Annotated in this window: 19 protein-coding genes; 14 read left to right on the top strand and 5 right to left on the bottom strand. The window is 71.9% G+C overall.

The annotated features are described in order from the left end of the window. The first annotated feature begins 1 nt into the window (after position 1). From QF037_RS33825 to sucB, 3 genes are all read left to right on the top strand, one after another. A complete protein-coding gene (locus tag QF037_RS33825) occupies positions 2-1,534 on the top strand; it encodes a leucyl aminopeptidase (RefSeq protein WP_307031871.1) in 1,533 nt (510 codons plus the stop codon). A gap of 543 nt (positions 1,535-2,077) precedes the next feature. Next, positions 2,078-3,466 carry a dihydrolipoyl dehydrogenase gene (lpdA, locus tag QF037_RS33820; protein WP_307031869.1) on the top strand — a complete coding sequence of 463 codons (1,389 nt, stop codon included), beginning with the start codon at positions 2,078-2,080 and terminating at the stop codon, positions 3,464-3,466. A 67-nt stretch (positions 3,467-3,533) separates the two neighbouring features. Continuing rightward, a complete protein-coding gene (sucB, locus tag QF037_RS33815) occupies positions 3,534-5,369 on the top strand; it encodes a 2-oxoglutarate dehydrogenase, E2 component, dihydrolipoamide succinyltransferase (RefSeq protein ID WP_307031867.1) in 1,836 nt (611 codons plus the stop codon). 63 nt (positions 5,370-5,432) lie between these two features. Here the strand turns inward: sucB and QF037_RS33810 are convergent, their stop codons facing one another. Beyond that, on the bottom strand, positions 5,433-6,104 hold the full coding sequence (locus QF037_RS33810) for a hypothetical protein (RefSeq protein WP_307031866.1): 672 nt from the start codon (positions 6,102-6,104) through the stop codon (positions 5,433-5,435). Positions 6,105-6,390: 286 nt separating this feature from the next. Between QF037_RS33810 and QF037_RS33805 the strand changes: the two genes are divergently transcribed. From QF037_RS33805 to QF037_RS33785, 5 genes are all read left to right on the top strand, one after another. Then, positions 6,391-7,023, top strand: coding sequence for a GntR family transcriptional regulator (locus QF037_RS33805; protein ID WP_046257782.1), 633 nt, complete (start codon positions 6,391-6,393; stop codon positions 7,021-7,023). 382 nt (positions 7,024-7,405) lie between these two features. Next, positions 7,406-10,111, top strand: a complete 2,706-nt coding sequence (aceE, locus tag QF037_RS33800) for a pyruvate dehydrogenase (acetyl-transferring), homodimeric type (RefSeq protein ID WP_307031864.1) — start codon at positions 7,406-7,408, stop codon at positions 10,109-10,111. Positions 10,112-10,292: 181 nt separating this feature from the next. After that, entirely contained in the window at positions 10,293-11,270 is a 978-nt protein-coding gene (locus tag QF037_RS33795; protein WP_307031862.1) for a helix-turn-helix transcriptional regulator, read from the top strand. Between the two features lie 56 nt (positions 11,271-11,326). Next, positions 11,327-11,845 (top strand): DUF4240 domain-containing protein, encoded by a 519-nt coding sequence (locus tag QF037_RS33790; RefSeq protein WP_307037506.1) that lies wholly within the window; start codon positions 11,327-11,329, stop codon positions 11,843-11,845. A gap of 20 nt (positions 11,846-11,865) precedes the next feature. Continuing rightward, complete coding sequence (locus QF037_RS33785; protein WP_307031860.1) at positions 11,866-12,405, top strand: carboxymuconolactone decarboxylase family protein; 540 nt, start codon at positions 11,866-11,868, stop codon at positions 12,403-12,405. Positions 12,406-12,408: 3 nt separating this feature from the next. Here the strand turns inward: QF037_RS33785 and QF037_RS33780 are convergent, their stop codons facing one another. Beyond that, on the bottom strand, positions 12,409-12,621 hold the full coding sequence (locus QF037_RS33780; RefSeq protein ID WP_307031859.1) for a hypothetical protein: 213 nt from the start codon (positions 12,619-12,621) through the stop codon (positions 12,409-12,411). 192 nt (positions 12,622-12,813) lie between these two features. On the opposite strand from QF037_RS33780, the gene QF037_RS33775 reads away from it, so the two are divergent. Further along, positions 12,814-13,161, top strand: a complete 348-nt coding sequence (locus QF037_RS33775; RefSeq protein ID WP_307031857.1) for an STAS domain-containing protein — start codon at positions 12,814-12,816, stop codon at positions 13,159-13,161. Positions 13,162-13,262: 101 nt separating this feature from the next. Beyond that, positions 13,263-14,390 carry a lipid II:glycine glycyltransferase FemX gene (locus QF037_RS33770; protein WP_307031856.1) on the top strand — a complete coding sequence of 376 codons (1,128 nt, stop codon included), beginning with the start codon at positions 13,263-13,265 and terminating at the stop codon, positions 14,388-14,390. A 48-nt stretch (positions 14,391-14,438) separates the two neighbouring features. On the opposite strand, the gene QF037_RS33765 is transcribed toward QF037_RS33770, so the two are convergent. Beyond that, positions 14,439-15,362, bottom strand: a complete 924-nt coding sequence (locus QF037_RS33765) for a peptidoglycan recognition protein family protein (RefSeq protein WP_307031854.1) — start codon at positions 15,360-15,362, stop codon at positions 14,439-14,441. A 205-nt stretch (positions 15,363-15,567) separates the two neighbouring features. On the opposite strand from QF037_RS33765, the gene QF037_RS33760 reads away from it, so the two are divergent. Then, positions 15,568-16,761, top strand: coding sequence for a MarP family serine protease (locus QF037_RS33760; protein ID WP_307031853.1), 1,194 nt, complete (start codon positions 15,568-15,570; stop codon positions 16,759-16,761). Between the two features lie 12 nt (positions 16,762-16,773). On the opposite strand, the gene QF037_RS33755 is transcribed toward QF037_RS33760, so the two are convergent. Next, entirely contained in the window at positions 16,774-17,559 is a 786-nt protein-coding gene (locus QF037_RS33755; RefSeq protein WP_307031852.1) for an SDR family NAD(P)-dependent oxidoreductase, read from the bottom strand. 83 nt (positions 17,560-17,642) lie between these two features. Here QF037_RS33755 and QF037_RS33750 point away from each other — a divergent pair, with 83 nt between their 5' ends. Beyond that, positions 17,643-18,275 carry a TetR family transcriptional regulator gene (locus QF037_RS33750; RefSeq protein ID WP_307031850.1) on the top strand — a complete coding sequence of 211 codons (633 nt, stop codon included), beginning with the start codon at positions 17,643-17,645 and terminating at the stop codon, positions 18,273-18,275. 219 nt (positions 18,276-18,494) lie between these two features. On the opposite strand, the gene QF037_RS33745 is transcribed toward QF037_RS33750, so the two are convergent. Further along, positions 18,495-18,974, bottom strand: coding sequence for a GNAT family N-acetyltransferase (locus QF037_RS33745; protein ID WP_307031848.1), 480 nt, complete (start codon positions 18,972-18,974; stop codon positions 18,495-18,497). A gap of 62 nt (positions 18,975-19,036) precedes the next feature. Between QF037_RS33745 and QF037_RS33740 the strand changes: the two genes are divergently transcribed. Both QF037_RS33740 and QF037_RS33735 read left to right on the top strand, forming a co-directional pair. Continuing rightward, positions 19,037-19,942: a TIGR01777 family oxidoreductase gene (locus QF037_RS33740; protein WP_307031846.1), complete on the top strand. Its 906-nt coding sequence runs from the start codon at positions 19,037-19,039 to the stop codon at positions 19,940-19,942. Between the two features lie 263 nt (positions 19,943-20,205). Next, positions 20,206-21,561, top strand: coding sequence for an NAD(P)/FAD-dependent oxidoreductase (locus QF037_RS33735; protein WP_307031844.1), 1,356 nt, complete (start codon positions 20,206-20,208; stop codon positions 21,559-21,561). The last annotated feature ends 7 nt before the right edge of the window (positions 21,562-21,568 follow it).

The following is a 21,568-nucleotide window of genomic DNA, read 5'->3' as shown; positions in this document are numbered from 1 at the left end:
CGTGACTGCTCTCACTCTCAGCACCGCCGCGGCGCCCGGCCTGCGGGCCGACGCGATCGTGATCGGTGTCGCCAAGGGCTCTGTGTCCAAGGCCGGGGGCCTTGTCGTCGCCCCGGGCGCCGAAGCTGTGGACAAGGCCTACGACGGCAGCCTCGCCGGCGTCCTGGAGACCCTCGGCGCCTCCGGCGCCGAGGGCGAGGTGACGAAGCTGCCGGCGCCGTCCGGCTTCAAGACGCCCCTCGTGGTGGCGGTGGGGCTCGGCCCGGAGCCCGAGAAGGACGCCTCCTTCGACTCCGAGGCGCTCCGCCGGGCCGCCGGCGCCGCCGCCCGCGTGCTGACCGGCGCCAAGAAGGCCGCCTTCGCACTGCCGCTGGCCGACGCCGCCGACGCCGGCGCGATCGCCGAGGGCGCCCTCCTCGGCGCGTACTCCTTCGACGCCTACAAGGAGAACGCCAAGGACCCGAAGAACGGCAAGGCGCCCCTCGCCGAGGTCGCCCTCCTCGGCGGCAAGCCCCGCGACAAGGCGTTCAAGGCGGCCGTGGAGCGTGCCCTCGCGGTCACCGAGGAGCTCAACCGGGCCCGTGACCTCGTCAACACCCCGCCGAACGACCTGTACCCGGAGGCCTTCGCGGCCGTCGCGCAGGCCGCGGCCAAGGAGCACGGCCTCAAGGTGCAGGTGCTCGACGAGAAGGCCCTGCTCAAGGGCGGCTACGGCGGCATCCTGGGCGTCGGCGGCGGTTCGGCGGCGGCGCCCCGGCTGGTGAAGCTGTCGTACACCTCCGCCAAGGCGAAGAAGCACCTCGCGCTCGTCGGCAAGGGCATCACGTACGACTCGGGCGGCATCTCGCTGAAGCCGGCCGGTCACAACGAGACGATGAAGTGCGACATGAGCGGGGCGGCCGCGGTCTTCGCCGCCATCGTGGCCGTCGCTCGGCTCGGTCTGGAGGTGAACGTCACCGCGTGGCTGGCGCTCGCCGAGAACATGCCGTCGGGTTCCGCCGTGCGCCCCGGTGACGTGCTGCGGATGTACAGCGGCAAGACCGTCGAGGTGCTCAACACCGACGCCGAGGGGCGGCTGGTCCTCGCGGACGCGCTGTGGGCCGCCTCCGCGGAGAAGCCGGACGCGATCGTCGACGTGGCGACGCTGACCGGCGCGATGATGCTGGCGCTGGGCAACCGGACGTTCGGGATCATGGCGAACGACGACGCGTTCCGCTCCGCGGTGTACGAGGCCGCGGCCGAGGTGGGCGAGCCTTCGTGGCCGATGCCGCTGCCGGAGCACCTGCGCAAGGGGATGGACTCCCCCACGGCCGATATCGCGAACATGGGTGAGCGGATGGGTGGCGGGCTGGTCGCGGGGCTGTTCCTGCGGGAGTTCGTGGGTGAGGGCATCACGTGGGCGCACCTGGACATCGCGGGTCCGGCGTTCAACGAGGGTGGGCCGTTCGGGTACACGCCCAAGGGGGGCACGGGTACCGCTGTCAGGACGCTGGTGCGGCTGGCGGAGCTGACTGCCGCGGGTGACCTGGGGTGACGTTCGCCTGAGAGCTCGATCGCTTAGGGGCGTGGGCGAGTGCGGGCCGGTGGTGGCTGGTCGCGCAGTTCCCCGCGCCCCTAAGGGCGTCGGTGTCCCGTACGCCCCGATGGACCCGGAGCTGGTCGCGCCCGCGCGGCGGAGCCGCAGATCGGCACAGCCCCGCGCCCCTAAGGGCGTCGGTGTCCCGTACGCCCCGATGGACCCGGAGCTGGTCGCGCCCGCGCGGCGGAGCCGCAGATCGGCACAGCCCCGCGCCCCTAAGGGCGTCGGTGTCCCGTAGGGCCGCCGGAGCCGCATGTCGGCACAGCCCCGTGCCCCTGGGTGTCTCACGGTGACCCCTGCCTCAAAGTGAGGTCCTCACATGTGAGCGTGTGGTGTCTCACACCCCGGCCCGGCGTCTCGTTCTCCTCCGACAAGTGCGAAGATGGCACTCGGCAGGACAGGGCCCCCACCACAGGGCCGAAGAAAGAGCGGCCGGACACCAGCCGCCGCGCGGTCATGGACGACCGGCGTACGGCGCACATGCATGGAGGACGTGACGTGGCGAACGACGCCAGCACCGTTTTCGACCTAGTGATCCTCGGCGGTGGTAGTGGCGGTTACGCCGCGGCCCTGCGCGGGGCGCAGCTGGGGCTTGACGTCGCCCTGATCGAGAAGGACAAGGTCGGCGGTACCTGCCTGCACCGAGGGTGCATCCCCACCAAGGCCCTGCTGCACGCGGGCGAGATCGCCGACCAGGCCCGCGAGAGCGAGCAGTTCGGCGTGAAGGCCACCTTCGAGGGCATCGACATCGCCGGGGTCCACAAGTACAAGGACGGCGTGGTCTCCGGGCTCTACAAGGGCCTGCAGGGTCTGGTCGCCTCCCGCAAGGTGACGTACATCGAGGGTGAGGGCCGGCTGTCCTCCCCCACCTCGGTCGACGTGAACGGCCAGCGCATCCAGGGCCGCCACGTCCTCCTCGCGACCGGCTCCGTGCCGAAGTCGCTGCCGGGCCTGGAGATCGACGGCAACCGCATCATCTCCTCGGACCACGCCCTCGTCCTGGACCGCGTGCCGAAGTCGGCCATCGTCCTCGGCGGCGGTGTCATCGGCGTCGAGTTCGCCTCCGCCTGGAAGTCCTTCGGCACCGACATCACGATCATCGAGGGTCTCAAGCACCTCGCCCCGCTCGAGGACGAGAACTCCTCCAAGCTTCTTGAGCGCGCGTTCCGCAAGCGCGGCATCAAGTTCAACCTGGGCACCTTCTTCTCGAAGGCCGAGTACACCGCCGACGGCGTCAAGGTCACCCTCGCCGACGGCAAGGAGTTCGAGGCCGAGCTCCTGCTCGTCGCCGTCGGCCGTGGCCCGGTCTCCGCCGGTCTCGGTTACGAGGAGCAGGGCGTCGCGATGGACCGCGGCTATGTCCTGGTCGACGAGTACATGCGGACGAACGTCCCCACCATCTCCGCCGTCGGCGACCTGGTCCCGACCCTCCAGCTCGCGCACGTCGGCTTCGCCGAGGGCATCCTGGTGGCGGAGCGTCTGGCCGGCCTCAAGGCCGTCCCGATCGACTACGACGGTGTCCCCCGCGTGACCTACTGCCACCCGGAGGTCGCCTCCGTCGGTATCACCGAGGCCAAGGCCAAGGAGATCTACGGTGCGGACAAGGTCGTCGCTCTGAAGTACAACCTGGCGGGCAACGGCAAGAGCAAGATCCTGCAGACCGCGGGCGAGATCAAGCTCGTCCAGGTCAAGGACGGTGCCGTGGTCGGCGTCCACATGGTCGGCGACCGCATGGGCGAGCAGGTCGGCGAAGCCCAGCTGATCTACAACTGGGAGGCGCTGCCGGCCGAGGTCGCCCAGCTCATCCACGCCCACCCGACGCAGAACGAGGCGCTCGGCGAGGCTCACCTGGCACTGGCCGGCAAGCCGCTGCACGCTCACGACTGACCCTCGGTCGACGAAGCGACTTCGCGACGACACAGACTTCCGCAATTCGTAAGGAGCAACCGAAACCATGGCGGTTTCCGTAACCCTTCCGGCGCTCGGCGAGAGCGTCACCGAGGGCACTGTCACCCGATGGCTGAAGGCCGAGGGTGAGCGAGTAGAGGCCGACGAGCCGCTGCTCGAGGTGTCGACCGACAAGGTCGACACCGAGATCCCCTCCCCCGCCGCCGGCATCCTGGCCTCCATCAAGGTCGCCGAGGACGAGACGGTCGAGGTCGGCGCCGAGCTGGCCGTCATCGACGACGGCACGGGCGCGCCCGCCGCCGCCCCTGCCCCCGCCGCCGAGCCCGAGCCCGCCGCGGCTCCGGAGCCGGCCGCCGCGGCCCCCTCCACCGAGCAGGCCGCTCCGGCGCCCGCTCCCACCGCCGAGGCCGCCACCGGCGGCGGCTCCGCCGAGGGCACGGACGTCGTCCTGCCCGCGCTCGGCGAGTCCGTCACCGAGGGCACCGTCACCCGCTGGCTGAAGTCGGTCGGCGACTCCGTCGAGGCCGACGAGCCGCTGCTCGAGGTCTCCACGGACAAGGTCGACACCGAGATCCCGGCGCCCACCTCGGGTGTGCTGCTGGAGATCACGGTCGGCGAGGACGAGACCGCTGAGGTCGGCGCCAAGCTGGCCGTCATCGGTGCCCCGGGTGCGGCTCCGGCCGCTGCCCCGGCTCCCGCCGCTCCGGCCCCGGCTCCGGCCGCTGCCCCGGCCGCCGCCGCTCCGGCCCCGGCTGCCCCGGCCGCACCCGCAGCCCCGCCGGCCCCGGCTCCGGCCCCCGCCGCACCCGCGGCTGCGCCGGCCCCGGTCGCCGCTGCCCCGGCCCCGGTCGCCGCTGCCCCGGCTCCGGCTCCGGCCCCCGCGCCGGCCGCTCCGGCTCCGGTCGCCGCCGCTCCGGCCGCGCCCGCCGCCACCGCGGGTGACGACGGCGCCTACGTGACCCCGCTGGTGCGCAAGCTCGCCGCCGAGAACGGCGTCGACCTGGCCACCGTCAAGGGCACCGGCGTCGGCGGTCGTATCCGCAAGCAGGACGTCGTCGCCGCCGCCGAGGCCGCGAAGGCCGCCGCCGCTGCTCCGGCTCCGGCCGCTGCCGCCCCGGCCGCCCCCGCCGCCAGGAAGGCGCTGTCCCTGGAGGCCTCCCCCCTCCGTGGCCAGACCGTCAAGATGCCGCGCATCCGCAAGGTCATCGGCGACAACATGGTCAAGGCGCTGCACGAGCAGGCGCAGCTGTCCTCGGTCGTCGAGGTCGACGTGACGCGTCTGATGAAGCTCCGCGGCCGGGCGAAGGACTCCTTCGCCGCCCGTGAGGGCGTCAAGCTCTCCCCGATGCCGTTCTTCGTCAAGGCCGCGGCCCAGGCGCTGAAGGCGCACGCGCCCATCAACGCCAAGATCAACGAGGGCGAGGGCACGATCACCTACTTCGACACCGAGAACATCGGTATCGCGGTGGACTCCGAGAAGGGCCTGATGACCCCGGTCATCAAGCACGCGGGCGACCTCAACATCGCCGGCATCGCGAAGGCCACGGCGGAGCTGGCCGGCAAGGTCCGCGCCAACAAGATCACGCCGGACGAGCTGTCCGGCGCGACCTTCACCATCTCCAACACCGGTTCGCGCGGTGCGCTCTTCGACACGATCATCGTGCCGCCGGGCCAGGTCGCGATCCTCGGCATCGGCGCCACCGTCAAGCGCCCGGCCGTCCTGGAGACCGAAGAGGGCACGGTCATCGCCGTCCGCGACATGACCTACCTGACCCTCTCCTACGACCACCGTCTGGTGGACGGCGCCGACGCGGCCCGCTACCTGACCGCGGTCAAGGCGATCCTGGAGGCGGGCGAGTTCGAGGTCGAGCTCGGCCTGTAAGCCTCAGAAAGCAGTGCCTGTACGGTGCCCCGCCCGGAGCTTTCCGGTCGGGGCACCGTCGTGTCACCGGGGCGTCAGCCGCTTGTCCGACCAGCCCCAGAGCAGCTCGACCCACACGTTCGGGACGGACAGCTTGTCGGCGCGGGTGAGTCCTTTCGTGCGGTACGCCTTCAGGACGTCGTACGTCGCGTCGAGGCAGTCCCGGGAGGTGAGGTCGCCGGTCTTCGGGTCGAAGCCGACGAGGAAGCCGCGGGACTCGACGGTGCGGATCATCGCGCGGGCGGCGTTCACGTCGTGCGTCGAGGAGTTGGTGCAGCGGTAACGGCTGTACGGGTGCTCGGAGTTGCCGGGATAGTGGGCGTCGCGGGACATCTCGCCGAGCATGCGCTCGTACGAGCCCTCGGCGTGCCAGGCGCCGATGTCGCCGCCCGGCGGGGTGTAGAGGCCGGCGCTCGGGTTCTCCACCGCGCCGTACACCCAGCGGTTGGTCCCCGCGACCCGGAAGCCCCAGCCGACGTGGCCGAACTTCTGGGCGCCGTCGGGCTTGATGAAGACGCAGGCGCCGCCGGAGGTGCTTGCGCCCGCCATACCGGTGACCGCTGCCGAGCTCTCGGGCTTCGCGGCCGCCCGCGTGGCCGTGGACGTCTGCCGGCAGCCCGTCATGCCCAGGACCGTGCCGATCACGGCCGCCGCGGCCGTCCAGCGAAGTGCTCCGCGTCGTCCTTGGTTGTTCATGCCATCCCCCGATGGTTGGTGCCAGGGGGCGCCCCTCGCGGACACTCCCCTGCCGAACGCGACGGGGAGCGGGCTCCCGGGGTTGCTGCGGTGACACGGCGGTGACCGCTCCGGGCCGGACCCGGTACGGGTCTTTACAGGGTGAGCCGCCCTGTGGAGCGTGTAAGTCTCGTCTCACCTGCACGAAAGCGCCCCCGTGCGCCCCTCGGGAAAGCGCGTGCGGCCTTATTGTCTAAACGTCAAACGCCCCCGGGGCCGATGGGCGGCCCCTCCCTAAGGAGCACTCATGACCGCGCCCGTCGTCCACTCGCTGCGCGAACAGATCCGCGAGCACATCGTGGAAGGGATCGTCAGCGGTCGCTGGAAGCCGGGCGAGCGGATCGTGGAGCGACGGATCGCCACCGAGCTGGAGGTCAGTCAGACCCCCGTGCGGGAGGCGCTGCGCGAGCTGGAGTCGCTGCGGCTGATCGAGTCGGCGCCCAACAAGGGCGTGCGGGTGCGGAACCTGACGGCGGCCGACCTGGAGGAGAGCTACCCGGTCCGGGCCGGTCTGGAGGCGATCGCGGCGGAGCTGGCGGCGGAGCGGCTGGCGCAGGACTGCTCGGCGCTGGAGCCTCATGTCGCCGCGCTCTACGAGGCCGACCGCGCGTCCGACGGGACGGGACAGGTGCGGCACACGGTGGGCTTCCACCGGGAGATGGTCCGCGCGGCCGGCAACTCCGTCCTCCTGCACACCTGGGAGGGGCTCGGCATCGAGGTCTTCACGGCCCTGTCGATCCGCTGGCTGGGCACGGTCCAGCAGTCCTACGCGGAGGAGCACGAGGAGCTCGTGCAGGCGTTCCGGCGCCGGGATCCGCGGATCGCGGAGCTGGTGAAGGCGCATGTGCTGGGCTGCGCGCCGCGCCACGAAGCCGACTAGCCGTCGTCGCCGGAGGTGTTTCGCCCCCCGCCGCCCCTACCCGTCCCGTCCCCAGGGGCTGCCGCACATCGGCACCGGCCCGCACCCCTGGCCAACCGAGCACGCCCTCGCTCAAACGCACTCTCACCTGCAAAAACACCGGAGCGATAACGTCACCCCGTGCCACCGCCGGAGGCACCCCGTGCCTACTTTCTCGTAATCGAGAGGTTTTGCCCTTCAACCCTTTGATCGATCATCGATCAGGGAGTTACAGTCGCCGACGGGCCTCTACCGAGGCTGACGGCCTCTCCAACGAGGCTTGAGCCCTGTCCTGCCAAAGACCTAGGGCAACCCCGAACCCTTGCCGATGAGGGAACCCCCTTCGACTGAGGAAGGCGGCGACATGACCGACCCCTACGCCATCCAGCCGAGCGAGCTCGATCAGCTCCCGGACCGTGACCCCGAGGAGACCGCCGAATGGCAGGCCTCATTGGACGCGGTCGCCAAGGCTGCCGGCCCGCACCGTGCCGCGTACCTGATGCGCCGCACGCTGGAGCGCGCGGAGGGCAACGGCATCGCGCTGCCCAAGCTGCTCGAGACGGACTACGTCAACACCATCCCCACTTCCGCCGAGCCGTCCGCGCCCGGTGACGAGGAGATGGAGCGGAAGATCACCGCGTGGAACCGCTGGAACGCGGCCGCGATGGTCACCCGTGGTTCCAAATACGGCGTCGGCGGCCACATCGCCACCTTCGCCTCCGCGGCCTGGCTCTACGAGACCGGCTTCAACCACTTCTTCAAGGGCAAGGAAGCCGACGGTTCCGGCGACCAGCTCTACATCCAGGGCCACGCCTCCCCCGGCATCTACGCCCGCGCCTTCCTCGACGGCCGGCTCGACGAGCAGCAGCTCGACAACTTCCGCCGCGAGTCGGGGGGCAACGGCCTGCCGTCCTACCCGCACCCGCGCCGGCTGCCCTGGCTGTGGGAGTTCCCGACCGTCTCCATGGGTCTGGGCCCGCTCTCCGCGATCTACCAGGCGCGCTTCAACCGCTATTTGACGGCCCGCGGCATCAAGGACGTCTCGGACTCCCACGTCTGGGCCTTCCTCGGCGACGGCGAGATGGACGAGCCCGAGTCGACGGCGGCACTCGCACTGGCTTCGCGTGAGGGCCTCGACAACCTCACCTTCGTCATCAACTGCAACCTCCAGCGCCTCGACGGCCCGGTCCGCGCGAACTTCAAGATCGTGCAGGAGCTGGAGGCCCAGTTCCGCGGCGCCGGCTGGAACGTCATCAAGACGCTGTGGGGCACGGCCTGGGACGAGCTGTTCCAGCTCGACACCACGGGTGCGCTCGTACGACGGCTCCGCGAGGTACCGGACGCGCAGGTCCAGACGTACCAGACCCGTGGCGCCGCCTACATCCGCGAGGACTTCTTCGGCAAGGACCCGGCGCTCGCCGAGATGGCGAAGCTGCTGAGCGACGACAAGATCCTCGAGTGTTTCCACCTCTCCCGCGGTGGCCACGAGGCACGCAAGGTCTACGCCGCCTACAAGGCCGCCGTCGAGTTCAAGGGTGCCCCGACGGTCATCCTGGCCCAGACGGTCAAGGGCCACACCCTCGGCGAGGGCTTCGCGTCGAAGAACGCCAACCATCAGATGAAGAAGCTCTCGGTGGACGAGTTCAAGACGATGCGTGACCTGCTGGAACTGCCCATCAAGGACAGCGACTTCGTCGACGGGGTCGTGCCCTACGGCCACCCCGGCGCCGACTCCCCCGAGGTCCGCTACCTCCAGGAGCGCCGCGCCGCTCTCGGCGGACCCGCCCCGGCCCGTCGTACGCACGCGCTCGCCCCGCTGCCCGCCCCCGCCGAGAAGGCCTTCGCCTCCTTCGACAAGGGCTCCGGCTCCCAGAACGTGGCCACCACCATGGCCTTCGTCCGCCTGATCAAGGACCTGGTCCGCGACAAGGAGACGGGCAAGCGCTGGGTGCCGATCGTCCCCGACGAGGCGCGCACCTTCGGCATGGAGAGCCTCTTCCCGTCCCTGGGCATCTACTCCCCCAAGGGCCAGACGTACGAGCCGGTCGACCGTGACCAGCTGATGTACTACAAGGAGGCCGAGAACGGCCAGATCCTCAACGAGGGGATCACCGAGGCCGGTTCGATGGCCGACTTCATCGCCGCGTCCACCGCGTACTCCACGCACGGCGAAGCGATGATCCCGTTCTACATCTTCTACTCGATGTTCGGCTGGCAGCGCACGGCCGACCAGATGTGGCAGCTCGGCGACCAGCTGGGCCGCGGCTTCCTGGTGGGCGCGACGGCGGGCCGTACGACGCTGACGGGCGAGGGCCTGCAGCACGCGGACGGTCACTCGCCGGTGATCGCGGCGACGAACCCGGCGTCCCTGACGTACGACCCGGCGTTCGCGTACGAGGTCGCGGCGATCGTCAAGGACGGTCTGCGCCGGATGTACGGCGAGGCGGCCCCGGGCGAGGACCCGAACGTCTTCTACTACCTCACGGTCTACAACGAGCCCATGCCCCAGCCGGCCAAGCCGTCCGGACCCGGCATCGACGAGGGCATCGTCAAAGGCCTGTACCGCTTCAACACGGCGGAGTCGGCGGGCCTGGACGCGGCCGCGGCGAACGCCCCGCGGATCCAGCTGCTGAGCTCCGGCACGGCGATCCACTGGGCCCTCAAGGCGCAGCAACTGCTGGCCGAGGAGTGGGGTGTGGCCGCCGACGTGTGGTCCGCGACCTCCTGGACCGAGCTGCGCCGCGACGCGCTGGAGGCCGACGCGGCCCTCCTGCGCGGCGAGGAGCGGGTGCCGTACGTCCGTCAGGCGCTGCACGGCGCCGAGGGCCCGGTGCTGGCGGTCTCCGACTACATGCGCCAGGTCCCGGACCAGATCGCGCAGTGGGTCGAGCAGGACTACTCGTCGCTCGGTGCCGACGGCTTCGGCCTCTCGGACACCCGCGAGGGGGCCCGCCGCCACTTCGGCGTCGACGCCGAGTCCATCGTGGTCGCGGCGCTCGCCCAGCTGGCGCGGCGCGGAGAAGTCAAGGCGACGGCCGTGAAGGAAGCGCGGGAGCGGTACAGGTTGTAGTTCGGCCACGGGTGCGTGGGGGCTGGTCGCGCAGTTCCCCGCGCCCCTAAAAGCAGGTCGGCCTAGGCACGCCTGTCTATTAGGGGCGCGGGGAACTGCGCGACCGACCCCCCACCGGCCCGCACCCGAAAAACGCACCCGACTCCGCCCAACCCGCGGAGCGCCCCGCATCATGGGCTGTATGCGTGCCGCCCGCCTCATCAAGATGGTCCTGCTCCTCCAGTCCCGGCCCTCGATGACCGCCGCCGAGCTGGCGCGGGAGCTGGAGGTGTCCGAGCGGACGATCACCCGGGATGCGCAGGCGCTGTCGGAGGCCGGGGTTCCGGTGTACGCGGATCGCGGGCGGGCCGGGGGCTACCGGCTGATCGGCGGGTACCGGACCCGGCTGACCGGGCTGGCCCGGGGTGAGGCGGAGGCGCTGTTCCTGTCCGGTGTGCCCGGGGCGCTGCGCGAGATGGGCCTGGAGGACGCCGCCTCGGCCGCCCGTCTGAAGGTCTCCGCCGCGCTGCTCCCCTCGCTCCGGGACGCCTCGAAGACGGCCGCCCAGCGCTTCCACCTGGACGCCCCGAACTGGTGGAGCGAGCCGAAGACACCCGAGCTGCTGCCCGCGCTCGCCGACGCGGTGTGGGACGACCGCCGGGTCACCGCCCGCTATCGCAAGGGCGCTCAGGAGGTCGAGCGGGAGCTGGAGCCGTACGGGCTCGTGCTGAAGGCGGGGGTCTGGTACCTGTGCGCGCGGATTCCCGACCCCGGTTCCTTCCGGGTGTACCGGATCGACCGGTTCACGACGGTGGAACCCTCGGCGGACCGCTTCGAACGCGACGAGGAGTTCGATCTCCCCGCCTTCTGGGAGGATCAGGCGGAACGGTTCGCACGGTCGATCCTGCGGGCCGAGGTCGTCGTTCGGCTGTCACCGGACGGGGTGCGCCGGCTGCCGTACGCCCTGGCCGACCGGGTCTCCACCGGTGAGGCGCTGGAGCGGGCGGGGGCGCCGGACGAGGACGGCTGGGTGACCGTGACGGTCGCCGTGGAGTCGGAGAAGGTCGCCCGTACGCAGCTGCTGTCGCTGGGCCCCGAGGTGGAGGTGCTGGCTCCGGAGGGTCTGCGGGCCTGTTTCGCCGAGGACGCGCGCCGTCTGGCCGCCCTGTACGGGACATAACAATCCGCCGCACTCCACGTGCGCCTCACCCGTCCAGGGCCGATGCTGGACCCGTGATGGACGAGACGGAGTTCTGGGAGCTGGTGGACGCCGCCCGTGAGGCCGCCGAGGGCGACCCCGAGGAGCAGGCGGATCTTCTCATCGACCGGCTCCTCCAGATGGACCCCGAGATGGTCCTGGACTTCGCCCGTCACTTCGAGGCCCGCTACAACCGCGCGTACACCTGGGACCTGTGGGGCGCGGCCTGGGTCCTGCTCGAGGGGGCCGGCGACGACACCTTCGACTCCTTCCGCTGCTGGCTGATCGGTCAGGGGCGCGAGGTGTACGAGGGTGCCGTGCACGCTCCCGACTCGCTGTCCGACCTCCTGGACGACTTCGACGAGGAGATCGACGGCGACGGGGAGGAGCTGGGGTACGCCGCCGACGAGGCGTACGAACAGCTCACCGGCGTCACCGTCCCCGACCTCGGAATCCCGCCCGCGCCGTCGGAGCCGGAGGGGACACCGGTCGACTTCGAGAGCGAGCGGGTGTTGTCGGAGCGGTATCCCAAGCTGTGGGAGCGGTTCAGGGGCTGACGTCTACTTCAGGGGGAACCATGGCTCGAATCCCGTACCCGGAACATCCCGCCGACGGCGTCGCGAAGCTGCCCGTGCCGCTCAACGCCTTCCGCATGCTCTCCCACGCCCCGCCGCTCACGGACACGGCGATCGACATGGGCCTGGCGGTCCTGCTCGAGTCGACGCTGCCCGTCCGGCTGCGCGAACTGGTGATCATGGCGGTGGCCGCCGGCACGAAGTGCGCGTACGAAGCCGCGCAGCACCGGCCGATCGCGCTCAACTCGGGCGCGACGGCCGCCCAGTTGACGGCCATCGCCGAACTGCGCTCCAGCGGCCCCGAGTTCGACGCGGCGGAGTCGGCCGCGGTCGCGGCGACCTTCGAACTCCTCTCCCGACACACCCTGTCCGAGGACGGGTTGACGGCTCTGCGCGCCTCCTTCGCCGACCGCCAGGTGGTCGAGATCGTCACGACGGTCGGCTACTACGTCATGCTGGCGGGCCTCATGAACGGCCTCGGCGTGGACGTCGACCCGTCCGGGGAGCAGTTCCTCGGCCTGACGGGCGACGGACCCGGGTGAGGCTCAGACCGCGGTCGCGCGCCTGCGGGTCGTGTCCGTCGGGATGTACGCCTGGGTCTGGTCGACCTTCAGGACCACGTGGTGCATCGGGGCCGCGTTCGCCTGGTCGAGAGCGGAGGCCGTGACGGCGGCCGGACCGAGGACGACGGCCACGGCGGCGCAGAGGGCCGCCCAGGGACCGCGGGACATCTTGGTGTTGGCGTGACTGCTGTTCATCTTCCCCACCTCCAGTCAGTGCGTATGGCATGACGGTAGGGCGGCAGTTTCGGGGTGCTCCATGAGCCGCCTACGAGGAACCTGTGAGCGGACCGCCGAACGGCCCCACCGAGAGGCGCCGTTCAGCTGCCTTCGGTGGTGAGGACTGGTCAGGCAGCGGCCGTTCGGCTGAACCCCGCTCAGGAGCCGATCGTGCCACTGCCGGTCTTCCGCGCCCTCGACCATGTCCTGGTGGTCGAGGTGGACGAGATCATCGACATCGCCAACGCCGAACACATCCGTACCGCCCTCGTATGCCAACTGCTGCGCGCCCGTGGCCAGGAGGCGAGCGCGGTCGTCGTCGACCTGCGTGATCCGTTTCTGACCTCGGCCGGTGTCGACGTGCTGGAGGGCATACGGGATCTCGCCGACTCGGTGACGGTCAGGCTCCTCGTCGTCGCCCCGCACCCGCTCACCCGCCGCGTCCTGCGCCTCACCGCCGCCGACCGGCAACGGGAGGTCCACCCCCGGCTGACCGAGGCGCTGCGGGCGATCCGGTGACCGACGTCACGGAACGCGTCCGGAAGGTTCACCTTTGAACTCTTGACCAGTGCCGTGATCCCCGGCGTACCGTGGCCGCCCCGAACAGGAGCACCCTGCCCATGACCAGCCCGGACGTGCGGGAGATTTCGCGCGAGGAGCATCTCGCCCATCTGCGGCTGCATCCCGACGCGAGCCATCTCCAGATCCCCGAGTGGGGCGATGCGAAGCCGGACTGGCGGGCGGAGAGCGTCGGCTGGTTCGAGGGCGAGGCGCTGGTCGCGGCGGCGTTGGTGCTGTACCGGCCGCTGCCCGGGACGCGGCGCTTCCTGGCGTACCTCCCCGACGGGCCCGGGATCGACTGGCGGCACCCCCGGCTGGAGCGCTGGCTGGACCCGCTCGTCGCCCATCTGGAGGCACGCGGGGCGTTCTCGGTGCGGATCGGGCCGCCGGTCGTCGTACGGCAGTGGGCTCCGGGGACCGTCGCGACGGGGATCGCCGACCCCGCCGTACGCCATCTCGACGACCTGTCCGCGGCCGCCATCGACGGATACGCGCTGGACGCGGCCGAGCGGCTGGGGCGGCTCGGGTGGCGGCGGTGCGCGGAGGGCGACGGGAACGGGTTCGGGCTCGGTCAGCCGCGCTACGGGTGCCTCGTCCCGCTGGAGGGGCGCACGGCGGACGAGCTGCGCGAGGGCCTCGCCCCGCACTGGGAGCAGTCGTTGCGTACGGCCGAGGAGGCGGGGGTCCGGGTCTCCTGGGGCTCGGCGTCGGATCTGCCCGACTTCCACCGGCTGTACGTCTCGACCGCCGCGCACGACGGCTTCAAGGCCCGGCCGCTGGACTACTTCCGCCGTATGTGGAAGGCCCTGAACGCCGAGGACGACGACCGGGTGCGGCTCTATCTCGCCGAGTACGACGGCATCGTGCTCTCCGCCGCGCTCATGATCAACGTCGGCTCGTGCGCTTGGCACTCCTACGCCGCGTCCGGGCGCCAGGGGCGTCAACTGCGGCCCAGCAGCGCCCTGTTGTGGCGGATGATGAACGACGCGCGGTCGGCGGGCTGCGAGACGTACGACCTGCGGTCCATCACCCCCGCCCTCACCGAGGACCGGCTGCTGGGGCGCCTGCGCTTCAAGACGGGCGCGGGCGGCTACGCCGTGGAGTACCTCGGCGAGTGGGAACAGCCCGTGGGCAGCCAGGGGAAGGTGCTCCAGGGGGCCTTGCGGGCGTACCTCGGGCGCCGGTGAGCCGGTCGGCGACGACGCTCGCGGTGTTCCCGGCGTGGGCCGGGGCGGCTACCCGGACGGTGGGCGGCCCGCCTGCGGCCCGGGCACGCGGCTGTCCGGCGCCGGAGCCGTCCGGGTCGCCGGGAGGCGTCCCTGGAGGCGGGCCGCCGTCTGTCTGATCTCCGGGAGGCGGGCCGAGAGGGCCGCGCCGGGGCAGCTGGTCATGTAGCCGTCCTCGTGGCCGGCGACGGCGGGGAGGGCGGCGCTGGTGCCGGCGGCGTAGCGGCTGAGGCCGTTGCTCGATGTCAGTTTCACGGTTCTGCGCGGGTCCACGTCCGCGAGGCCCAGCTTCCAGGCCGCCAGCGAGGCGATCGCGTCGGTCATCGCCTGCGGCACCGGGACGCCCGCCGTGAAGGTGCCCAGGGCCGCGATGCCGGAGGTGCGGTGGTTGAAGCCCTGGGTGTGGGCGCCGGTGACGGGGCGGTCGACACCTCCCGCGCGGCCCTCGTAGATCGTGCCGCAGCGGTCGACGAGGAAGTTGTAGCCGATGTCGTCCCAGTCGCGGGCGCCGATCTGGCCGGCCGCGAGGTAGCGGATGATGCGGGGCACGTCGGCGCAGTCGTAGGTGTTGGGCGAGTCGGTGTGGTGGATGAAGACGGCGACGACCTTGTCGTCGTAGCGGGCCGGGGGCGGGGTGCGGGCGGCCGTGTTCGCCTCGCCCGTGCCCGAGGCCCAGACCGTCCTCGGCACTATGCGTGGCTTCGCCGCGTGGTGGGGTGCGGGGCGGGCCGCGAGGGGGTGGGCGGAGCGGGCCCCGGCGCGGCGCTCGACGCCGTTCGCGCAGAGCACGAGGACCACGACGGCCGCCAGCCCGGGGACACAGGCGAGCAGCAGCAGCACTCCGGTCGGCAGCCGGCTCCTCCGGCGCGGCGCCCGGGTCCGTATACGGACCGGTCGCCGCCGTCGTATGCCCCGCGCTCTTCGGACACGCATGGTCCCACTCTCGGCCGGATCCTCCGCGTCCGCGATGTGTGGTGTGCCACCCGGTGGAACCATCGTCCTGGTCCGGGGCGTTTCTCCGGATGCACGCACAGCGTGTGCGCGCACGCGTGGCCGGTTCCGGGCGTCACGCGCGCGTGTCTGCTGATCACTGGGCCCGTCCCCTCCGTAATAAGGGGTCCAAGAGAAAGGCGGCTCCGTGGACCTGCTCGACATCCTGCTGGTGCTGGTGATCCTGGCCTATGCGGCATCCGGCTACCGGCGCGGTCTGGTGGCCGGCTGTGTCTCGCTCGCCGGTTTCGTGGGCGGCGCGATCATCGGCGTGTGGGTGCTGCCCTGGATGATGGACCTGGTGACTCCGGGCAGCACGTCGGCGACGGTGACGGCGGTGCTCACGGTGCTGGTCCCGGCCGTCGCCGGGCACGAACTCGCGGGGCGTCTGGCGCTGCGGCTGCGCCGGGAGCTGGGCCGTGCCAGTCTCGGTCCGCTGCGGGTGGCCGACGGGGTCGGCGGTGCCGCGGCCAACTCGGTCGCCGTGCTGATCGTGGCGTGGGTGGCGGCGAGCGTGCTGGGCGCGTCCTCGTCCGCGGTGCTCACCACGGCGATCCAGGATTCACGGCTGCTGGGTGCCGTGCAGAACGCCATGCCGGACACCACTCCGGCCTGGTTCTCCCGGGCCACGTCCGCGCTCACCGAGGCGGGTTTCCCCCAGGTCTTCAACCCGTTCGAGAACGAGTCGACGGCCCGGGTCGCCAAGCCCACCGGCGACAGCGTCACCGCGAGCGCCACGAACGCGGCCAAGCGCAGCACCGTGAAGATCGAGGGCGTCTCCGGCACCCAGGGCCGCGAGGGCAGCGGCTTCGTGTACTCCGCCGAGCACGTGATGACCAACGCCCATGTGGTGGCCGGCATCGACGAGCCGACCGTCCGGGTGGGCGGGGTCGGACGGTCGTACGAGGCACGCGTGGTGCTCTTCGATCCGGACAAGGACGTGGCGGTGCTGTACGTGCCCGACCTTCAGGCCCCGGTGCTGCGCTTCGACGACAACGCCTCGCGCGGCGACTCCGCGGTCGTCGCGGGCTATCCGCAGGACGGCGATCTCAACCTCCAGGCCGCCACCGTCGCCAACCGGGTCCAGGCGAACGGCCAGAACATCTACAACGACGGGACCGTCACCCGCGAGATCTACTCGATCCGGTCGACGGTCCGCCCGGGCAACTCCGGCGGGCCGCTGCTGACGACGGACGGCCAGGTGTACGGGGTCGTCTTCGCCCGCTCGACGTCGGACGACGAGACGGGGTATGTGCTGACCGCCGACGAGGTAGCCGCCGACGCCGAGCGGGCGGCGAGGGCGACGGCGCCGGTGGACACGGGTGACCTGGTGACGTCGTAGCCGGTCGCGACGTCAGAAGTGGGTCCCGCCGTCGATGCGGACCTCGGTACCGGTGATGAACCGGCCATCCTCGCTCGCGAGCATCGCGACGACGCCCGCCACGGTCTCGGGGCCCGCGAAGCCCCGGCCGAGGGCGGGTGCGAGCTTGGTGTAGAGGTCCCAGTCGGTGTCCTCGGGCAGGCCCGGGCCGGCGCTCTGCCCACTGGCGCCCGAGCCGTCGGTCATGCCGGAGGAGATGGAGCCGGGCTGCACGGCGGTGAAGCGGATGCCCTGCTTGCTGTACTCGCTCGCGAGCGCGTGGGTCATGGACTGGATGCCGCCCTTGCTGGCCGCGTAGGCCGCCATGTAGGGGTGGGCGAAGGCCGCCGAGGTCGAGCTGAAGTTCACGACGGCGGGGCCGGTGCCCTCGCGCAGCGCCGGTATCGCCTCGCGGATCATCAGGAAGGTGCCGGTGAGGTTGACCGCGATGATCCGGTTGAAGTCGGCGAGGCTCTGCTCGTGGGTGTGGGCGGAGCGCAGGATGCCGGCGGCGTTGACGAGCACGTCGAGCCCGCCCAGCGCCTGGACGGCGAGGGCCACGGCCTGCCGTACGGAGGCCTCGTCGGCGATGTCGACGAGGACCGTGGTCAGCCGCCGCGCGCTCGCGCCCGCCTTTTCGACGGTGTCCTTCAGGCCGGCCTCACTGATGTCGGCGGCGACGACGGTGCCGCCCTCGGCGAGCAGCCGGAGCACGGTGGCCTGGCCGATGCCGGAGCCGCCACCGGTGACGAGGGCGCGTCGGTTCTCGTAACGGTTCATGGCCTTCACCGTATGCCCGGGTGGCACGTTTTGCCATCAAGGCGAAAGGTGCCAGTGTCGGAGCTCCGGCGTAGGCTTCCCCGGTGAGCACCAAGCCCCTCTCACTGACCGCGCGCCGCAAGGCGGCGACCCAGGTCGACATCGCACGCGCCGCCGCCGCGTTGTTCACCGAGCACGGACCCGATGGCACGACCGCCGAGGACATCGCCGAGCGGGCCGGGGTCGCCCTGCGCACCTTCTACCGGTACTTCCGCAACAAACAGGACGCCGTCGGCCCGCTGCTGGCCCGGGGCGCCGACCGCTGGCGCGAACTCCTCGCCGCCTCGGAGCCGGGCACCGCCGGACTGCCGCGGGCCCTGGAGCGGGCGATCGAGGAGTCGCTGTCCGTGCCGGACGCGCACGCGGCGGAGGGCCTGCGCCAGACGCGGGCGCTGCTGCGGGCAGCCGTGGCCGACCCGGCGCTGCGGGCCGTGTGGTATCGGGTGAACCAGGAGTCCGAGGAGAAGCTGATCCCGGTGGTGGCGAGGCTGGCCGGGCCGGACGCCGACCCGCTCGACGTACGCCTGACAGCCGCGGCCGCGACGGACGCCATCCGGGTGGCGCTGGAGACCTGGGCGGAGACGGACGCGGACACCAGCGGCCCGGGCTCACCCGCGGAGCTGGCGGTGCGATGCCTGCGGGAACTGGTGGGCGGCATGCGACTGCTGACGGGCTGACGGGCTGACGGCGGCGGTTGCGAACGCGTCGACGTGGCCTGCCCGCCGATCGCCGCCTTGATCGTCAGGATGAGCGGTGTACTCACCGGTGTACTCACCGACCGACTCGTCCGCAGGAGGCTTCCGTGCCCGTCTTCTTCCTGATCTCCCTGCTCGTCGCGGGGGCCGCGCTCTGTCTGGTCGTCCGCAGACGCCGTACGGCCGCCGAGGCCGACCAGGTCAGAGACTGCGCCCCATGAACACGTCGTCCACGTACTTGCCGTCCAGCAGGAACTCCTCGGGCAGAACGCCTTCCACCACGAACCCCTCGGACTCGTAGAGCCCCCGAGCGGGGGCGTTGTGCCCGAGGACGCGCAGCGTGATGCGGCGCGCCCCCAGTCGCCTGGCCTCCTCCTGCGCCGCCCGCAGCAGCGCCCGCCCCACACCGGCGCCCCGCGCCTTCTCGGCGACGACCAGGCCCTGGATCTGGCGGACGTGCGCGTTGCAGGCCAACGGGGTCGGGAAGCCGAGCCGGAGGTAGCCGACGAGCACGCCGTCGAGTTCGGCCACCAGATGGTCGCGCGGGCCGAACCGCTCGCCGTAGAAGGGCTCGTACGGCGGCTGGGGGCGCGGGGAGACGGCGTGCAGGGTGGACCAGGTGGCGCGGTCGAGGCGTCCCAGCGTGTCCTCGTCGTCGAGGGTGGCGTGGCGTATGTGCATATCGGCCACCATACGGCGCAGGCGACCGGGACTTTGTGCGGACCCGGAGCAGAATTGACGCCATGCAGCCTTCCCGAATCGCGGTGGCCGGCGCGTCCGGTCTCATCGGCGGTGCCCTGGTCCGGTCCCTGCTCGCCGACGGACACGAGGTGGTGCGCCTGGTGCGCCGGGCGCCGAGAGACGCGGACGAGGTCCGTTGGGACCCCGAGGGGAAGCGGGTGGACACGGGCGGGCTCGCCGGGTGCGACGCCGTCGTGAACCTCGCGGGCGTCGGGGTCGGCGACCGGCGCTGGACGGAGGAGTACAAGACGCGGATCCGGTCCAGCCGGGTGCACGGCACCTCCGCGCTCGCCGAGGCCGTCGCCTCGCTGGACAAGCCGCCGCGGGTCTTCGTCAACGGCAGCGCGATGGGCTTCTACGGCGAGACGGGCGACCGGGTCGTCGACGAGAGCGCGCCCGCCGGGCAGGGGTTCCTGCCCGAGCTGTGTGTGGAGTGGGAGGGCGCGGCGGCGCCGGCCCAGGAGGCGGGCGTACGGACCGTGTTCACCCGGACCGGGCTGGTGGTGGCGCGCGAAGGGGGTGCCTGGGGGCGGCTGTTCCCGCTGTTCAAGGCCGGGCTCGGGGGGCGGTTGGGCGACGGGCGGCAGTACTGGTCGTTCATCGCGCTGCACGACGAGGTGGCCGCGATCCGGCATCTCATCGACACCGACGGGCTGTCCGGGCCGTTCAACCTGACCGCCCCGAACCCGGTCACCAACCAGGAGATCACCGCCGCCATGGGCCGTGTGCTGCACCGGCCGACGCTCTTCACGGTGCCCTCGCCGGTGCTGCGGGCCGTACTCGGCGAGATGTCCGGGGACGTCCTGGGCAGCCAACGGGTGGTGCCCAAGCGGCTGCTGGAGTCGGGGTTCACCTTCGCGTTCCCGGAGATCGAAGGGGCCGTCCGAGCCGCGCACGCGGAGCCGTAGGGGCGCGCCGGAGGCGAGAGGGCCGAGCGCGCGGAGGCCCGAAGGGCTGAGCACGGTGGGTCCTCTCGACACCGGCTGAGGCGCCCCGGAGGCGGAGCAATGAAGAAGGGGCGAGCGTATGCGACCGGCGTGCGACCGTGCCCTGTTGATGCGCGACTGTTCCTGACCGATTACCGCCTTAACCTCAAGCCGAACTCGGGTATCCCCGGAGCCAGTTGGGGGCATGACGTCTCCACCGGCCGCGCAACCTCGAGGAGGGGCACGTGCTTGAGCCCGCGTACCAGGCGGACGTCGTGATCGTGGGAGCCGGGGTCGCCGGGCTCTCCGCCGCGCATCGGCTGACCAGAGCAGGAGTGACGACCGCGGTGCTGGAGGCCGCCCACGGGGTGGGCGGCCGTATGTCGACGGAGAAGGTCGACGGATTCCGCCTCGACCGCATCGGACAGCTGCTGTCCACGGCGTATCCGGAACTACGCAGGACACCGGGGCTCGACGGACTCGTCCTGCGCCCGTTCGCGCCGGGCGTCCTGCTGCACAGCGACGGGCGCCACCATCGCGCGAGCGCGCCCCCCGGCGCAGGGGGCGCAAGGGGCGCACTCCACGCGGTGCGCGCCCTGGCGAGCGCTCCCAGGCCGACGGTGCCGCGGAGCGCGCCACGGGGCGTCGCCCCCCTGGGCAGCGGCGTCGACCAGGCCCGCCTGGGGGCCGCGCTCACCCGGATCGCGAACACCCCGATCGAACGCCTGCTGTGCCGCACCGAGTCGCCCGCCGCCCAGGCCCTGGCCGCCCGTGGCCTGCCCGCCCGGACGATCGACGGCTTCCTGCGCCCGCTGCTCGCCGCGCTGTTGTGCGACCCCGAGCTGACCACGTCCAGCCGGTGCGCCGACCTCGCGCTGCGCGCCTTCGCGGCCGGGCGGCTGTGTGTACCGGAGGGCGGCGCGGAGGTGCTGCCGGAGCTGCTGGCGCGCTCGCTGCCGGCCGGGACGGTGCACACGGGGGTGCGCGTCACCTCGGTGTCGACGAGCTCGGTGACCACGGCGGAGCACGGCGAGTTCCGCTGCCGGGCGGTACTGCTGGCGACGGACGCCCGCACGGCGGCGGAGCTCCTCCCGGGTCTGCGCGTACCGGACTTCCACCCGGTGACGGTGGTCCACCACACGACGGACGAGCCCCCGGAGACGGGTGCCGCGCTGCTGCTGGACGCGGACCGGGGCGGCCCGGTGGCCCACACGGCGGTGGTCAGCCACGTGGACCCGTCCCGCGCCCCGGCGGGCCGTTCCCTGATCTCGTCGACGGTCCTGGGCCCGCCCCCACCCGACGTCGAGACCGCCGTACGCACACACCTGTCCCGCCTGTACGGCACGTCCACCACCCGCTGGGAGACCCTCGCCGTCCACCACACACCCGAAGCGGTACCGGCGATGCGGGCCCCGCACGACCTGCGCCGCCCGGTACGCCTGCTGGCGGGCCTGTACGTGTGCGGCGACCACAGGGACACCAGCACGGTCCAGGGCGCGCTGCACTCGGGCCACAGGGCGTCGACGGCGATCCTGACGGACCTGGGCTCGGCAGGCTCGATGCACAGGGCGGAGCCACTGCCCACCGCTCGGGCCGCCTGAACCCACC

This window comes from Streptomyces canus (assembly GCF_030815415.1).
In the GTDB taxonomy this organism is placed as follows: domain Bacteria; phylum Actinomycetota; class Actinomycetes; order Streptomycetales; family Streptomycetaceae; genus Streptomyces; species Streptomyces canus_F.
The sequence above is the reverse complement of the archived record's forward strand: the minus strand, read 5'-3'. Positions and strand labels throughout refer to the sequence as shown.

Bases quoted from the DNA above. Each gene is read 5' to 3' on its own strand.
- QF037_RS33810 (WP_307031866.1), bottom strand. From the start codon at position 6,104: ATGAACAACCAAGGACGACGCGGAGCACTTCGCTGGACGGCCGCGGCG.
- QF037_RS33745 (WP_307031848.1), bottom strand. From the start codon at position 18,974: ATGCACATACGCCACGCCACCCTCGACGACGAGGACACGCTGGGACGC.
- sucB (WP_307031867.1), top strand. From the start codon at position 3,534: ATGGCGGTTTCCGTAACCCTTCCGGCGCTCGGCGAGAGCGTCACCGAG.
- QF037_RS33780 (WP_307031859.1), bottom strand. From the start codon at position 12,621: ATGAACAGCAGTCACGCCAACACCAAGATGTCCCGCGGTCCCTGGGCG.
- QF037_RS33740 (WP_307031846.1), top strand. From the start codon at position 19,037: ATGCAGCCTTCCCGAATCGCGGTGGCCGGCGCGTCCGGTCTCATCGGC.
- aceE (WP_307031864.1), top strand. From the start codon at position 7,406: ATGACCGACCCCTACGCCATCCAGCCGAGCGAGCTCGATCAGCTCCCG.
- QF037_RS33790 (WP_307037506.1), top strand. From the start codon at position 11,327: ATGGACGAGACGGAGTTCTGGGAGCTGGTGGACGCCGCCCGTGAGGCC.
- QF037_RS33805 (WP_046257782.1), top strand. From the start codon at position 6,391: ATGACCGCGCCCGTCGTCCACTCGCTGCGCGAACAGATCCGCGAGCAC.
- QF037_RS33755 (WP_307031852.1), bottom strand. From the start codon at position 17,559: ATGAACCGTTACGAGAACCGACGCGCCCTCGTCACCGGTGGCGGCTCC.
- QF037_RS33785 (WP_307031860.1), top strand. From the start codon at position 11,866: ATGGCTCGAATCCCGTACCCGGAACATCCCGCCGACGGCGTCGCGAAG.
- QF037_RS33770 (WP_307031856.1), top strand. From the start codon at position 13,263: ATGACCAGCCCGGACGTGCGGGAGATTTCGCGCGAGGAGCATCTCGCC.
- QF037_RS33765 (WP_307031854.1), bottom strand. From the start codon at position 15,362: ATGCGTGTCCGAAGAGCGCGGGGCATACGACGGCGGCGACCGGTCCGT.
- QF037_RS33795 (WP_307031862.1), top strand. From the start codon at position 10,293: ATGCGTGCCGCCCGCCTCATCAAGATGGTCCTGCTCCTCCAGTCCCGG.